Source organism: Antarctobacter sp. (genome assembly GCF_048262615.1).
In the GTDB taxonomy this organism is placed as follows: domain Bacteria; phylum Pseudomonadota; class Alphaproteobacteria; order Rhodobacterales; family Rhodobacteraceae; genus Antarctobacter.
In genome coordinates, this window is the sequence record NZ_JBLXFB010000001.1 from 165,570 (window position 1) to 178,756 (window position 13,187).

Here is a 13,187-nt window from a genome sequence, read left to right on the forward strand (position 1 = left end):
GTTGGGCGCTGCCAGCCGAGGAACGGGAGAGGCACAGGCATGTCCGATACGCGCAAGATCATCATCGACGGGCAAGAGATCGAGGTGGATGGGGCGATGACCCTGATTCAGGCCTGTGAAGAGGCCGGGGTCGAGGTTCCGCGCTTCTGCTATCACGAGCGTCTATCGATCGCCGGCAACTGCCGCATGTGCCTTGTCGAGGTTGTGGGCGGTCCGCCCAAGCCCGCCGCCTCCTGCGCGATGCAGGTCCGCGATGTGCGCGGTGGCCGCAACGGCGAATTGCCGGAAATCAAGACCAATTCGCCCATGGTCAAGAAGGCCCGCGAAGGGGTGATGGAGTTCCTGCTCATCAACCACCCGCTGGATTGCCCGATCTGCGATCAGGGCGGCGAGTGCGACCTTCAGGATCAGGCCATGGCCTATGGCGTCGATTTCAGCCGTTTCCGCGAACCCAAGCGTGCCACCGACGATCTGGACCTTGGTCCGCTGGTCGAGACGCATATGACGCGCTGCATTTCCTGCACCCGTTGCGTGCGGTTCACCACAGAGGTCGCGGGCATCACCCAGATGGGCCAGACCGGGCGTGGCGAAGATGCCGAGATCACCTCGTACCTGAACGAGACGCTTGATTCGAATTTGCAGGGCAACATCATCGACCTGTGCCCGGTGGGCGCGCTGGTGTCGAAACCCTATGCCTTTACCGCCCGTCCGTGGGAATTGACCAAGACAGAAACCATCGACGTGATGGATGCCTTGGGGTCGAACATCCGCGTCGACACCAAGGGCCGCGAAGTCATGCGCATTCTGCCGCGCAACCATGACGGCGTGAATGAGGAATGGATTTCCGACAAGACGCGCTTTGTCTGGGACGGGCTGCGCCGCCAGCGGCTGGACCGGCCCTATATCCGTGAGAACGGCAAGCTGCGCCCGGCTAGCTGGGGCGAGGCGCTGGCCAAGACCGCCGAGGCGCTGAAATCCGCCACCAAACCGGCGGGTATTATCGGGGATCTGGCCCCGGTCGAGGCGATGTATAGCCTGAAACAGATGATCGAGGGGCAGGGCGGTGTCGTCGAATGCCGCACCGATGGCGCGAAACTGCCTGCGGGCAACCGCTCGGGCTATGTCGGGACGGCTGCCATCGAGGACATCGACACCGCCAAGATGATCCTGTTGATCGGCAGCAACCCGCGTGTCGAGGCACCGGTGCTGAACGCCCGCATCCGCAAGGCATGGGCCAACGGCGCGCAGGTCGGGCTGGTCGGCGAAGCGGTCGATCTGACCTATGACTATCATCACGCCGGAGCGGGCCGTGCCGCGCTTCAGGATATCTTGGATCGTGACCACAGCGACGCGGTCGATCAGGACACGATTGTGGTGATCGGACAAGGCGCGTTGCGCGAAGCGGACGGCGCCGCTGTTCTGGCGACCGCCATGGAGATCTGCACCCGTTCGAAATCCAAGCTGATGGTGCTGCACACGGCGGCCAGCCGCGTTGGCGCGATGGATGTGGGCGCGGTCAATGACCGGGGTATGGACGCGGTGTCAGAGGCCGACGTGATCTATAATCTGGGCGCGGACGAGGTCGAAATCGCGCCGGGGGCCTTTGTGATCTATCAGGGCAGCCATGGCGACCGGGGCGCGCATCGCGCCGACGTGATCCTGCCGGGCGCGGCCTACACCGAAGAGCAGGGCCTGTTCGTCAATACCGAAGGCCGCCCGCAAATTGCCTTGCGCTCTGGCTTTGCGCCGGGGGAGGCCAAGGAAAACTGGGCGATCCTGCGGGCGCTGTCCGCCGAGATGGGCGCAACGTTGCCGTGGAACACGCTGGCCGAACTGCGTCAGGCGCTGGTCGGTGAGGTGCCGCATCTGCAAGGCATCGACGAGGTGCCCGAAAACGACTGGCAACCGCTGGAGGCGGGCACGCTTGGCGATGCGGATTTCCGCAATGCGGTGCGTGATTTCTATCTGACCAACCCGATCGCCCGCGCCAGTGCGCTGATGGCGGAACTGTCCAAGGCCGCGCGGGACCGCGCATCGGCGCCGCTTGCGGCGGAATAAGTGCGCGGGCTGGTGATCATATCCTTGTTGGCCTTGGCCAGCAGCCTGTCGGCCTGCACTCCGGAAGACCCGGAACCGCCTTTCGCGCCGGTCTATTCCGGTGTCGAGACGCGGCTTTTGGACGGCGATCTGGTGCAGTTCGAGGTCGAGATGCGCGGCGCGCGCAATGCGGCGGATGTCGACGATTACGCCGAATGCGCAGCCGCGCAATATGCCCTGATCCGGGGTTACGGATTTGCGCGTCATTTGCGCACGACTGTCTACGAAGAGGGTGGCCTATGGCGCGGAGATGCGGTTTACACCATCTCGGCGGAGCTGCCCCGCGGGCTCAAGACCATCGACGCCGAAGTGGCGGCGCTGGCCTGTGCCGAGAACGGAATACCGATGGTGTGAGGACCTGATGGAAAACTTCTTCGCCACGCCTCTGGGCACCTTTGTCATCATCTTTGCGCAATGCCTTGCGGTGCTGGGCTTTGTGATGGTGTCACTGCTCTTTCTCGTCTACGGCGACCGCAAGATCTGGGCCGCGGTCCAGATGCGGCGCGGGCCAAACGTGGTGGGCATCTACGGCCTGCTGCAAACGGTGGCCGACGCGCTGAAATACGTCGTCAAAGAGGTGGTCATCCCGGCAGGGGCCGACCGCACCGTGTTCATGCTGGCGCCCTTGGCAAGCTTTGTGCTGGCGATGATCGCATGGGCGGTGATCCCGTTCAGCGAGGGCTGGGTGCTGTCGGACATCAACGTGGCCATCCTTTACGTCTTTGCCGTGTCCTCGCTTGAGGTCTACGGCGTGATCATGGGCGGCTGGGCCTCGAACTCCAAATATCCGTTTCTTGGCTCGTTGCGCTCTGCGGCGCAGATGATTTCCTACGAGGTGTCGATCGGCCTGATCATCATCGGCGTGATCCTGTCGACCGGGTCGCTGAACTTTGGCGATATCGTCGCGGCGCAAGACGGTCGGTTCGGGTTCTTCAGCTGGTACTGGCTGCCGCACTTCCCGATGGTCTTCCTGTTCTTCATCTCCTGCCTTGCAGAGACAAACCGCCCGCCCTTCGACCTGCCTGAGGCGGAATCGGAACTGGTTGCCGGGTATCAGGTCGAATACTCCTCGACCCCCTTCCTGCTGTTCATGGCCGGTGAATATATCGCCATCTTCCTGATGTGCGCGCTGACCTCGCTGCTGTTCTTTGGCGGCTGGCTGTCGCCGATCCCCGGCCTGCCGGACGGCGCGCTGTGGATGGTCGGCAAGATGGCGTTCTTCTTCTTCATCTTCGCGATGGTGAAGGCGATCACACCGCGTTACCGCTATGATCAGTTGATGCGCCTTGGCTGGAAGGTCTTCCTGCCGTTCTCTCTGGTCTGGGTGGTCTTCGTGGCCTTCGCGGCCAAGTTCGGTTGGTTCTTTGACAGCTACGCGCGCTGGGTGACCGGAGGCTGAGGATGTTGCCGGATCGGAAACATATCGTTTCGTGCAGCCGGAAGGTGGGGGAACCCGCCACAGGTGCGCCGCTGAGTGGTATCCTGAGGGCAGGGGCGCGCACGACGCGCGGCCATGTCCAAAAGGGAGCCACCCATGTCTGATCTGAAATCCGCCATCCTCGACGCGAAATACATCGACATGATCGACCTTGGCGATTTTGTCGTGCGCGACACCGGCCTGCCGGATGTGGACAGCGACGGCAATCTGATGCCGCAGGCGACGGAAATCGCCGCCGCCGTGTTCCGCTGGGCCGCCGACATGCAGGCCGCAGAGGCTGCGCGCGCCAAAGATCCGGCCCCGTCCAGACCGGCGGCGCTGAAAGACCACGATGAGCAGGGCGATCCGCGGATGGACGCGCCCACGGCCGAAAAGTTCGAGGCCGATCTGAACAACATGGCAGGGGAGCAAGGATAGCATGGCGACCATCGACTACGGCCGGGCCGCAAAGTACTTTCTGCTCGCGGACTTCGTGAAGGGGTTCCAACTGGGGCTGAAGTACTTCTTCGCCCCCAAGGCCACGCTGAACTACCCGCATGAAAAGGGGCCGCTGTCGCCCCGGTTCCGCGGTGAACACGCGCTGCGCCGCTATCCCAACGGCGAGGAACGCTGTATCGCGTGCAAGCTGTGTGAGGCAATCTGCCCGGCGCAGGCCATCACCATCGACGCGGAACCGCGCGACGACGGCAGCCGCCGCACCACGCGCTATGATATCGACATGACCAAGTGCATTTACTGTGGCTTCTGCCAAGAGGCCTGCCCGGTGGATGCCATCGTCGAGGGTCCGAATTTCGAATTCGCCACCGAGACCCGCGAGGAACTGTACTACGACAAGACCAAGCTGCTGGAGAACGGCGACCGCTGGGAAGCCGAGATCGCCCGCAACCTTGAACTTGACGCGCCCTACCGCTGAGCCCGAAAGACCGAGACCGCTTATGCCCCGCCGACTGAATTCCGCTGTTGCTCTTTGCGCGCTCGCCCTTGCGGCGGGCGGCGGCATTGCGCAAGAGCCGGGGAGCGACGCCTGGAACGCCAAACGCGCGGCGCTGTTTTCGCAGGTCTGCATGGGGTCGGCCCCGGATTACGCCGATATCGACGACCGGGCCGCCAGGGCCGGGATGGCGCGGCAGGATGGCGTCTGGGTGGCGGAACCGGAAATCGTGATCAACCTGATCGAACATGACGGGTTCTGCGACTGCATCATGAGCGTCTCTGCCCCGGATCAGGGCGCGATGATCGACACCATCTTTGCCCGGTTGATGACGGATTTCGGCGCGGGGTTCACCGGCGCACCGGACGGGCTGGCCAGTGTGGCCCCGTTTCAGCGCGACGGGGTCGAAGTGGTGTCAATTCTTGAACCGCGCGCTTATGAGGACGGCAAGTGGCTGTCTGCCCGCACTGCCGTCTTTGGCAGTTGCCCCATCCGCGAGGCCGGCAAATGACCGACAGCAAGACCCCTTTTGAGCTGATGATGGAGCAGGCGCAGGAGATGGCCAAGGCCTTCAATCCCGCGATGTCCGGCTTTGATCCCAAGGGCTTTGAAAAGCTTTGGCCGACCATGTCCAAGGACGCCATGGAAATGTGGTTCGGCAAGGGCATGTCGAAGACCGGGCTGGACGCCAAGACCCGGCTGCTGCTGACCATTTCGGGTTTGACGATGCAGGGCGCACAGGCGGAAACGCCGTTCCGCCTGACCGTGCGCCACGCGCTGGAGGCCGGGGCAACACCCGAAGAGATCGCCGAAACCATCGGCCATATGTCGATGTTCGCAGGTATTCCCGCGATGACCCGCGCTATGGATCTGGCGCGTGAGGTCATCGCCGAAAATAAGGATGACGAGACATGATGGTCTTTGCCTTCTACCTCTTTGCACTCGGCGCCATAGCGGGCGGGTTGTTCACGGTCGTCAGCCGCAACCCGGTGCATTCGGTGCTCTGGCTGATCCTCGCCTTTCTGTCCTCGGCGGGGCTGTTTGTGCTGATGGGGGCGGAATTTGTCGCCATGCTGTTGATCATCGTCTACGTCGGCGCGGTGGCGGTGCTGTTCCTGTTCGTGGTCATGATGCTGGACGTCGATTTTGCCGAACTGAAGGCGGAGATGGCCAAATACATGCCGCTGGCGCTGCTGATCGGGCTGGTGATCCTGATGCAACTGGCTATGGCCTTTGGTGTCTGGGAGGCGTCGGAGCTTGCGGCAGGGCAACTGGCGCAGCCGGTGCCCGCGGATCGCCACAACACCGAGGCGCTGGGGCTGATCCTGTATGACCAGTATTTCCTGCTGTTCCAACTTGCGGGCCTGATCCTGCTGGTCGCCATGATCGGGGCCATCGTGCTGACCCTGCGCCACCGCACCGACATCAAGCGTCAGGACATTCTGGCGCAGATGTACCGCGATCCGGCCAAGGCGATGGAACTCAAGGACGTCAAGCCGGGGCAGGGCCTTTGATCGCATCTTTGCGACATATGTTTCTGGGCGCTGCGCTGCTGGGGGCGGGTGCGACGCTGGCCGGTCCGGCGCTGGCCTGTTCGCCCGCGCTGAACGCGGAGGCCGCGACGGTCAAGGGGGAGGGATGCTCGGTCCGTCACCTGCGCACGCCTGTCGGGGCCGCGGGACTGATGCCGGCAGAGGCCCTGCGGCTGGGCTATGTCGTGCAGGTGCACTACGAGGGCGATGCCTGTTATGTGCGCGAGTCGCAGGTGGTGGTGGATTGCGCGGAGGGATCGGCCTTTCTGTTCGGTCCGCGCGGCGCGATGACGGTGGACGAGCATATGGCGGCCATGGACGGCGCTTATGGCAGGATGGCGGAGATGATCCGCGAGATGCCACGGAGTTACGCGGACATGGCGGCATTGGACGACCTAGACGACCTGCGGCTGGTCCAACTGGGATCGGTTCAGGCGCCGGTCGTTCTGGGCGAGGCGGGCGAAAGCTATGACCTGAGCTGCGCATGCGGGCTGTTCAATCCCGGTCGCGCGGGGGCAGGCCAATGAGCGCGTTCTGGGAGGTGGTTCTGTCGCCCTACGGGCTGGCGTTCTACGGCGCGTTCTGGGTCTTCAAGATCCTTGCCGGGGCCTGGATGTTGCGCAAGGCGATGCTGCTGCTGCCAGTGCGGGCGCAGGTCTGGACCGAGGATAAGCTGGGGCGGCTAAAGCTGCTGGGGCGCGGTCCGCGGCGGCTGGGCTGACACGGTTCCGGGCCTGACCCGGAACCTCTGTCCGACAGGGCGGGGACATGAGGCAAGAGGCCCCGGATCAGGTCCGGGGCGGGTCCGGAAACATCCGGGCGCACGAGATGGAACTAAATCGGGCAAAATGCCCGGAGGGACGCACATGATCGGATTGGAACATTACCTGACGGTGGCGGCGGTGCTCTTTGTCATCGGCATCTTCGGGCTTTTCCTGAACCGCAAGAACGTGATCATCCTGCTCATGAGCATCGAACTCATGTTGCTGGCGGTGAACATCAACCTTGTCGCCTTTTCCACGCATCTGGGCGATCTGGTGGGGCAGGTCTTCACGCTATTCGTGTTGACCGTCGCCGCCGCCGAGGCCGCGATTGGTCTGGCGATCCTGGTCTGCTTCTTCCGCAACCGCGGCACCATTGCCGTGGAAGACGTCAACGTGATGAAAGGCTGACCTGATGGAGAGCATCATCCTCTTTGGCCCGCTGGTGGGCGCGCTCATCGCGGGCTTTGGCTGGAAACTGACGGGCATTCGCGGTGCGCAGTGGATTTCCACCGGCCTGCTGTTTCTGGCCTGCGCCTTTTCGTGGATCGTGTTTTTCACACACGGACCGGAAACGCAGCACATTCAGGTCATGCGCTGGATCGAGAGCGGCACGCTGTCGACGGACTGGTCGATCCGGCTGGACCGGCTGACCTCGATCATGCTGATCGTCGTGACCACGGTTTCGGCGCTCGTGCACCTGTATTCCTTTGGCTACATGGCGCATGACAGCCAGTTCAAGGAAGGTGAGGAAAGCTATAAACCGCGTTTCTTTGCCTACCTGTCGTTCTTTACCTTCGCCATGTTGATGCTGGTCACCTCTGACAACCTTGTGCAGATGTTCTTTGGCTGGGAAGGCGTGGGCGTCGCGTCCTACCTGCTGATCGGCTTCTACTACCGCAAGCCAAGCGCCAATGCCGCCGCCATCAAGGCCTTTGTGGTCAACCGGGTTGGCGACTTTGGCTTTGCGCTGGGGATCTTCGCGATCTTCTTCCTGACCGACAGCGTGCGCTTTGACGATGTCTTTGCCGCCGCACCCGCGTTGGCGGAAACGCAGCTGACCTTCCTCTGGCGCAGCTGGAATGCGGCCGAGGTGGTGGCGCTGCTGCTGTTCATCGGCGCGATGGGCAAATCGGCGCAGTTCATCCTGCACACATGGCTGCCCGACGCGATGGAAGGCCCGACCCCGGTGTCGGCGCTGATCCACGCCGCAACCATGGTCACCGCCGGTGTCTTCCTTGTCTGCCGCATGTCGCCGATCATGGAATTTGCGCCGCACGCGACGGCCTTCATCACCTTCCTTGGCGCGACGACGGCCTTTTTCGCCGCGACCGTGGGTCTGGTGCAGAACGACATCAAGCGCGTGATCGCCTATTCGACCTGTTCGCAGTTGGGCTACATGTTTGTGGCGGCGGGCGTCGGCGTCTATTCGGTCGCCATGTTCCACCTGTTCACGCACGCCTTTTTCAAGGCGATGCTGTTTCTGGGCGCCGGTTCGGTCATCCACGGGATGCACCACGAGCAGGACATGCGGAACTATGGCGGTCTGCGCAAAAAGCTGCCCTATACCTTCTGGGCGATGATGATCGGCACGCTGGCCATCACCGGCGTGGGTATCCCGCTGACGCACATCGGCTTTGCCGGCTTCCTGTCCAAGGACGCGGTGATCGAGAGCGCCTATGCGGGCACGCAGGGCGGTTATGCCTTCTGGATGCTGGTCATCGCGGCGCTGTTTACCAGCTTTTACAGCTGGCGGCTGATCTTCATGACCTTCTTCGGCAAGCCGCGCGGTGACAAGCACACCCATGAGCATGCGCATGAAAGCCCGACCGTCATGTTGGTGCCGCTGGGCGTGCTGGCGCTGGGGGCGGTGTTCTCCGGCATGATCTGGTACGGCAGCTTTTTCGGCGACCATGACAAGGTGAACGCCTTCTTCGGAATCCCCGGCGTACATGCCGAGGCGGCGGACCATGGCGCACCCGCCGATGCCGGACACGGTGACGACCACGCCGAGGCAGACGCCGCCCACGCGGACACCGCCGACGCGGGCGATCACGCGGCCCCGGCCGCAGATCATGCGGTGGCGGCACCGGGCGCTGGCGCGATCTACATGGGCACCGACAACCATGTGATGGACGACGCGCACCACGCGCCCACATGGGTCAAGGTGTCTCCGTTCATCGCCATGCTGATCGGGTTTGTCACCGCCTACTGGTTCTACATCGTGAACCCGAAACTGCCGGTCAAACTGGCCGAGAGCCAGCGCCCGCTGTACCTGTTCCTGCTGAACAAATGGTACGTGGACGAGATCTATGACTTCCTCTTTGTGCAGCCCGCCAAGGCACTGGGACGCATCCTGTGGAAGGGCGGCGATGAGGCGATCATCAAAGGCGGCCTGAACGGGATCGCCTTGGGGATTGTGCCCTTCTTCACCCGCCTCGCGGGGCGGGCACAGTCCGGCTACATCTTTACCTATGCCTTTGCGATGGTGATCGGGATCGCGATCTTCATCACCTGGATGACGCTCAGCGGAGGGGCACACTAATGGGCAACCTGCTTTCCATCGTCACCTTCCTGCCCGCCCTGGCGGCGCTGATCATGGCGCTGTTCCTGCGGGGCGAGGATGCGGCGGCGCAGCGCAATGCCAAGTGGCTGGCGCTGATCGCGACGGGGGCGACCTTTGTCATCTCGCTGTTTATCCTGTTCCAGTTCGACGCCGGCAACACCGGGTTCCAGATGGTCGAGGAACGGCCCTGGCTGCTGGGGCTCAACTACCGGATGGGCGTGGACGGGATCAGTGTCCTGTTTGTGATGCTGACCACATTCATGATGCCGCTGGTCATCGCGGCAAGCTGGGACGTCAGCCACCGGGTCAAGGAATACATGATCGCCTTCCTGCTGCTGGAAACGCTGATGCTGGGCGTGTTCATGGCGCTGGATCTGGTGTTGTTCTACCTCTTCTTCGAGGCGGGGCTGATCCCGATGTTCCTGATCATCGGCATCTGGGGCGGCAAGGACCGCATCTATGCCTCGTTCAAGTTCTTCCTCTATACCTTCCTCGGCTCGGTGCTGATGCTGGTGGCGATGGTGGCGATGTATTCCGACGCGGGCACCACCTGTATCGGCCATTGCGATGTGTCGCTGCTGAAACACACCTTTGCCTCCGAGGATTTCAGTCTCCTTGGCGTGCATGTCGTCGGCGGGATGCAGACGATCCTGTTCCTTGCCTTCTTCGCCAGCTTTGCGGTGAAAATGCCGATGTGGCCGGTCCACACTTGGTTGCCGGAGGCGCACGTTCAGGCCCCCACCGCCGGGTCGGTGGTGCTGGCGGCGATCCTGCTGAAGATGGGCGGCTACGGCTTCTTGCGGTTCAGCCTTGCGATGTTCCCGGTGGGGTCCGACGTGATGCAGACCTTTGTCTTTACCCTGTCGGTGATCGCGATCATCTACACCTCGCTGGTGGCGCTGGTGCAGGAAGACATGAAAAAGCTGATCGCCTATTCCTCGGTCGCGCACATGGGATACGTGACCATGGGCATCTTTGCGGCCAACCAGCAGGGTGTGGACGGGGCGATCTTCCAGATGATCAGCCACGGCTTTATCTCGGGCGCGCTGTTCCTCTGCGTGGGGGTGATCTATGATCGGATGCACACCCGCGACATTGATGCCTACGGCGGTCTGGTGAACCGGATGCCGGCCTATGCGCTGATCTTCATGCTGTTCACCATGGCCAACGTCGGCCTGCCGGGCACCTCCGGGTTCATCGGCGAATTCCTGACCCTGATGGGCGTCTTCCAGGTCAACACCTGGGTGGCGGCGGGGGCGACCACCGGCGTGATCCTGTCGGCCTGTTATGCGCTCTGGCTGTATCGCCGCGTGGTGATGGGCGATCTGATCAAGGAAAGCCTCAAGACCATCAAGGACATGACAACGCGCGAAAAGGCGATCTTTGCGCCGCTGGTGGTCATGACGATCTGGATGGGCGTCTACCCGGCGCCGATCCTTGACCGCACCGGTCCGTCGGTCGAGGCGCTGGTTACCAAAGTAGACACGGCGCTTGCCGCTGCCGGCCGCACCAAGGCCGACACGCAAGTTGCTGTCGCGGAACACTAAGGAGAGCGGGACATGATCTCGGCTGATCTCAACATCATCCTGCCGGAAATCCTGCTGTCGGTCTTTGCGATGGCGGCGCTGGTGGGGGCGGTCTACTCCAGCAAGGACAAGCTGGCTCCGACGCTGGTCTGGGTGACTTCGGCGCTGTTTCTGGCGCTGGCCTTCTGGATCGGGGCAACCGGCGAGGGCACGCAGGTGGCCTTTCACGGGATGTTCGTGAACGACGGCTTTGCGCGCTTTGCCAAGGTGGTGATCCTTGTCTCGGCGGCGGCGGTGCTGCTGATGAGCGAAGGTTACATGGCGCGCCGTGGGCTGCTGCGGTTCGAGTACCCCTTGCTGGTCACGCTGGCGGTTGTCGGCATGATGATGATGGTCTCGGCGGGCGATCTGATGTCGCTGTACATGGGGCTCGAACTGCAATCTCTGTCGCTGTACGTGGTGGCCTCGCTGCGCCGGGACAGTGCCAAGTCGACCGAGGCGGGGCTGAAGTATTTCGTGCTGGGGGCGCTGTCGTCTGGTCTGCTGCTCTACGGGGCCTCGCTGACCTATGGCTATGCGGGAACGACGCTGTTCTCCGGCATCATCCAGACCGCCAGCGAAGGAGACATGCCGGTTGGTCTGCTGATTGGTCTGGTCATGCTGATCGCCGGTCTGGCGTTCAAGGTCTCTGCCGTGCCGTTCCACATGTGGACGCCGGATGTTTACGAAGGCTCTCCGACGCCGGTCACCGCCTTTTTTGCCACCGCGCCGAAGGTGGCGGCGATGGCACTGTTCGCGCGGGTCATGTTTGACGCCTTCGGCAATGCGACCTCGGACTGGGGTCAGGTTGTGGCGCTGCTGTCGGTGCTGTCGATGTTCCTTGGTTCGATCGCGGCAATCGGGCAGCGCGACATCAAGCGGCTGATGGCCTATTCCTCGATCGCCCACATGGGTTATGCGCTGATGGGTCTGGCGTCGGGCACCGAACTGGGTGTGCAGGCGATGCTGATCTACATGGCGATTTACGTCACCATGAACGTCGGCACCTTTGCCTTTATCCTGTCGATGGAGCGGGACGGTCAGCCGGTGACCGATATCGAAAGCCTTGGCATGTATTCCACCAAGGAGCCGGGCAAGGCGCTGGCCATGCTGGTGCTGCTGTTCAGCTTGGCCGGGGTGCCGCCGCTGGTGGGCTTCTTCGGCAAGTTCTACGTGCTGCGCGCCGCCTATGAGGGCGGGCTGGCATGGCTGGCGGTGGCCGGTGTGGTCGCCTCGGTCATCGGCGCGTTCTACTATCTGCGGATCGTGTTCTACATGTACTTCGGGCAGGACCGCGAGGACGCACTGGACGGTGGCAAATCGCCGGTTCTGTGGGGCTTTCTGATGGTGTCGGCGGTGATCATGGTGGTTGGTGTGGTGAACCTGTTTGGCATCGAGGGGGTGGCGCAGGCCGCCGCGGCGACACTGGTGAATTGACCCCGGAGGCAGCGCGCCCTGCGGGCGCGCTGCGGTTGGGGGCGCTGCCCCCGTCTTCCTGCGGTCGACTCCCCCGGGAATATTTCAGGACAGAAGAAACGGGGGCGGGTGCCATGGGTTGGCCAGAGGGCTACGGTCGACGGGTGTTGGCCGAAGTGGACAGCACCAATGCCGAGGCGGCGCGGATCGCGGGCGGGCTGTCCGGTCCGGAGTGGATACTTGGCCTGCGGCAGACGGCGGCGCGGGGGCGGCGCGGCCGGACCTGGGTCAACCCCGAGGGGAATTTCGCCGCCACTCTGGTGATCCGCCCGGCGGACACCCCGGACAAGATGGCGCTGCGGAGTTTTGTGACCTCTCTGGCGCTTTACGATGCATTGGAGGCGGTGACCGGCACGGCGATCGGTCTGGCGCTGAAATGGCCCAACGACGTGTTGATGAACGGCGGCAAGCTGGCCGGTATCCTGTTGGAGAGCATTGGCGGGCCGGGCGGGCATCTGGCCATCGGGATCGGGGTCAACCTGCTGGCTGCGCCGGATGCCGCTCAGGTGGAGCAACACGCGGTCCCGCCGGTGGCCCTGTTGTCCGAGACCGGGGTCCGGGTCACGCCGGAGGCCTTTCTGAACGCGCTTGCCACCGCCTATGCGCTGCATGAGGCGCGTTTTGCCACCTACGGGTTTGAGCCGATCCGGGGGCTTTGGTTGCAGCGCGCCGGACGTCTGGGCGAGACGATCACCGCCCGGACAACCCGCGATACGGTGACGGGTGTCTTCGAGACGGTGGACGCCACCGGGCAACTTGTCCTAAAGACCCCCAAGGGCCGCGTGACCATTGCGGCGGCGGACATCTTCTTCGGATAGGCT

15 protein-coding genes are annotated in these 13,187 nt (G+C 63.1%); all 15 read left to right on the plus strand.

All coding sequences use genetic code 11. The annotated features are described in order from the left end of the window. The first annotated feature begins 39 nt into the window (after nucleotides 1-39). The 15 genes from nuoG (at nucleotide 40) to ACN0S5_RS00925 (ending at nucleotide 13,184) form a co-directional block, all read left to right on the plus strand. Nucleotides 40-2,058, plus strand: a complete 2,019-nt coding sequence (nuoG, locus tag ACN0S5_RS00855) for an NADH-quinone oxidoreductase subunit NuoG (RefSeq protein WP_417205091.1) — start codon at nucleotides 40-42, stop codon at nucleotides 2,056-2,058. A gap of 15 nt (nucleotides 2,059-2,073) precedes the next feature. Next, entirely contained in the window at nucleotides 2,074-2,451 is a 378-nt protein-coding gene (locus tag ACN0S5_RS00860) for a hypothetical protein (protein WP_417205509.1), read from the plus strand. A 7-nt stretch (nucleotides 2,452-2,458) separates the two neighbouring features. Further along, nucleotides 2,459-3,496, plus strand: a complete 1,038-nt coding sequence (nuoH, locus tag ACN0S5_RS00865) for an NADH-quinone oxidoreductase subunit NuoH (RefSeq protein WP_417205093.1) — start codon at nucleotides 2,459-2,461, stop codon at nucleotides 3,494-3,496. Nucleotides 3,497-3,631: 135 nt separating this feature from the next. Continuing rightward, nucleotides 3,632-3,952, plus strand: a complete 321-nt coding sequence (locus ACN0S5_RS00870; RefSeq protein WP_417205095.1) for a hypothetical protein — start codon at nucleotides 3,632-3,634, stop codon at nucleotides 3,950-3,952. Between the two features lies 1 nt (nucleotide 3,953). Continuing rightward, nucleotides 3,954-4,448: an NADH-quinone oxidoreductase subunit NuoI gene (gene nuoI / locus ACN0S5_RS00875; protein ID WP_094035618.1), complete on the plus strand. Its 495-nt coding sequence runs from the start codon at nucleotides 3,954-3,956 to the stop codon at nucleotides 4,446-4,448. Nucleotides 4,449-4,470: 22 nt separating this feature from the next. Continuing rightward, nucleotides 4,471-4,977, plus strand: coding sequence for a hypothetical protein (locus tag ACN0S5_RS00880; protein ID WP_417205096.1), 507 nt, complete (start codon nucleotides 4,471-4,473; stop codon nucleotides 4,975-4,977). Continuing rightward, nucleotides 4,974-5,381 carry a carboxymuconolactone decarboxylase family protein gene (locus ACN0S5_RS00885; RefSeq protein WP_417205098.1) on the plus strand — a complete coding sequence of 136 codons (408 nt, stop codon included), beginning with the start codon at nucleotides 4,974-4,976 and terminating at the stop codon, nucleotides 5,379-5,381. Before ACN0S5_RS00880 ends, ACN0S5_RS00885 begins: the two co-directional genes overlap by 4 nt. Further along, complete coding sequence (locus ACN0S5_RS00890; RefSeq protein ID WP_417205099.1) at nucleotides 5,378-5,980, plus strand: NADH-quinone oxidoreductase subunit J; 603 nt, start codon at nucleotides 5,378-5,380, stop codon at nucleotides 5,978-5,980. The genes ACN0S5_RS00885 and ACN0S5_RS00890 overlap by 4 nt, the downstream gene beginning before the upstream one ends. Nucleotides 5,981-5,988: 8 nt before the next feature. Next, complete coding sequence (locus ACN0S5_RS00895; protein ID WP_417205100.1) at nucleotides 5,989-6,525, plus strand: hypothetical protein; 537 nt, start codon at nucleotides 5,989-5,991, stop codon at nucleotides 6,523-6,525. Beyond that, a complete protein-coding gene (locus ACN0S5_RS00900) occupies nucleotides 6,522-6,719 on the plus strand; it encodes a hypothetical protein (RefSeq protein ID WP_417205102.1) in 198 nt (65 codons plus the stop codon). The genes ACN0S5_RS00895 and ACN0S5_RS00900 overlap by 4 nt, the downstream gene beginning before the upstream one ends. A 145-nt stretch (nucleotides 6,720-6,864) precedes the next feature. Next, complete coding sequence (gene nuoK / locus ACN0S5_RS00905) at nucleotides 6,865-7,170, plus strand: NADH-quinone oxidoreductase subunit NuoK (protein WP_023849383.1); 306 nt, start codon at nucleotides 6,865-6,867, stop codon at nucleotides 7,168-7,170. A 4-nt stretch (nucleotides 7,171-7,174) separates the two neighbouring features. Next, the gene (gene nuoL, locus ACN0S5_RS00910) at nucleotides 7,175-9,304 is read left to right on the plus strand and encodes an NADH-quinone oxidoreductase subunit L (RefSeq protein ID WP_417205104.1); all 2,130 of its coding nucleotides are present in this window, start codon (nucleotides 7,175-7,177) and stop codon (nucleotides 9,302-9,304) included. Then, entirely contained in the window at nucleotides 9,304-10,872 is a 1,569-nt protein-coding gene (locus ACN0S5_RS00915) for an NADH-quinone oxidoreductase subunit M (RefSeq protein ID WP_417205106.1), read from the plus strand. The genes nuoL and ACN0S5_RS00915 overlap by 1 nt, the downstream gene beginning before the upstream one ends. 12 nt (nucleotides 10,873-10,884) lie before the next feature. Next, complete coding sequence (gene nuoN, locus ACN0S5_RS00920) at nucleotides 10,885-12,327, plus strand: NADH-quinone oxidoreductase subunit NuoN (RefSeq protein WP_417205108.1); 1,443 nt, start codon at nucleotides 10,885-10,887, stop codon at nucleotides 12,325-12,327. Nucleotides 12,328-12,440: 113 nt separating this feature from the next. Further along, the gene (locus ACN0S5_RS00925; RefSeq protein WP_417205110.1) at nucleotides 12,441-13,184 is read left to right on the plus strand and encodes a biotin--[acetyl-CoA-carboxylase] ligase; all 744 of its coding nucleotides are present in this window, start codon (nucleotides 12,441-12,443) and stop codon (nucleotides 13,182-13,184) included. The last annotated feature ends 3 nt before the right edge of the window (nucleotides 13,185-13,187 follow it).

Excerpts from the sequence above, each read along its gene's own strand:
- nuoG (WP_417205091.1), top strand. The coding sequence starts at position 40 with ATGTCCGATACGCGCAAGATCATCATCGACGGGCAAGAGATCGAGGTG.
- nuoH (WP_417205093.1), top strand. The coding sequence starts at position 2,459 with ATGGAAAACTTCTTCGCCACGCCTCTGGGCACCTTTGTCATCATCTTT.
- ACN0S5_RS00870 (WP_417205095.1), top strand. The coding sequence starts at position 3,632 with ATGTCTGATCTGAAATCCGCCATCCTCGACGCGAAATACATCGACATG.
- nuoI (WP_094035618.1), top strand. The coding sequence starts at position 3,954 with ATGGCGACCATCGACTACGGCCGGGCCGCAAAGTACTTTCTGCTCGCG.
- ACN0S5_RS00880 (WP_417205096.1), top strand. The coding sequence starts at position 4,471 with ATGCCCCGCCGACTGAATTCCGCTGTTGCTCTTTGCGCGCTCGCCCTT.
- ACN0S5_RS00885 (WP_417205098.1), top strand. The coding sequence starts at position 4,974 with ATGACCGACAGCAAGACCCCTTTTGAGCTGATGATGGAGCAGGCGCAG.
- ACN0S5_RS00890 (WP_417205099.1), top strand. The coding sequence starts at position 5,378 with ATGATGGTCTTTGCCTTCTACCTCTTTGCACTCGGCGCCATAGCGGGC.
- ACN0S5_RS00900 (WP_417205102.1), top strand. The coding sequence starts at position 6,522 with ATGAGCGCGTTCTGGGAGGTGGTTCTGTCGCCCTACGGGCTGGCGTTC.
- nuoK (WP_023849383.1), top strand. The coding sequence starts at position 6,865 with ATGATCGGATTGGAACATTACCTGACGGTGGCGGCGGTGCTCTTTGTC.
- nuoL (WP_417205104.1), top strand. The coding sequence starts at position 7,175 with ATGGAGAGCATCATCCTCTTTGGCCCGCTGGTGGGCGCGCTCATCGCG.
- ACN0S5_RS00915 (WP_417205106.1), top strand. The coding sequence starts at position 9,304 with ATGGGCAACCTGCTTTCCATCGTCACCTTCCTGCCCGCCCTGGCGGCG.
- nuoN (WP_417205108.1), top strand. The coding sequence starts at position 10,885 with ATGATCTCGGCTGATCTCAACATCATCCTGCCGGAAATCCTGCTGTCG.
- ACN0S5_RS00925 (WP_417205110.1), top strand. The coding sequence starts at position 12,441 with ATGGGTTGGCCAGAGGGCTACGGTCGACGGGTGTTGGCCGAAGTGGAC.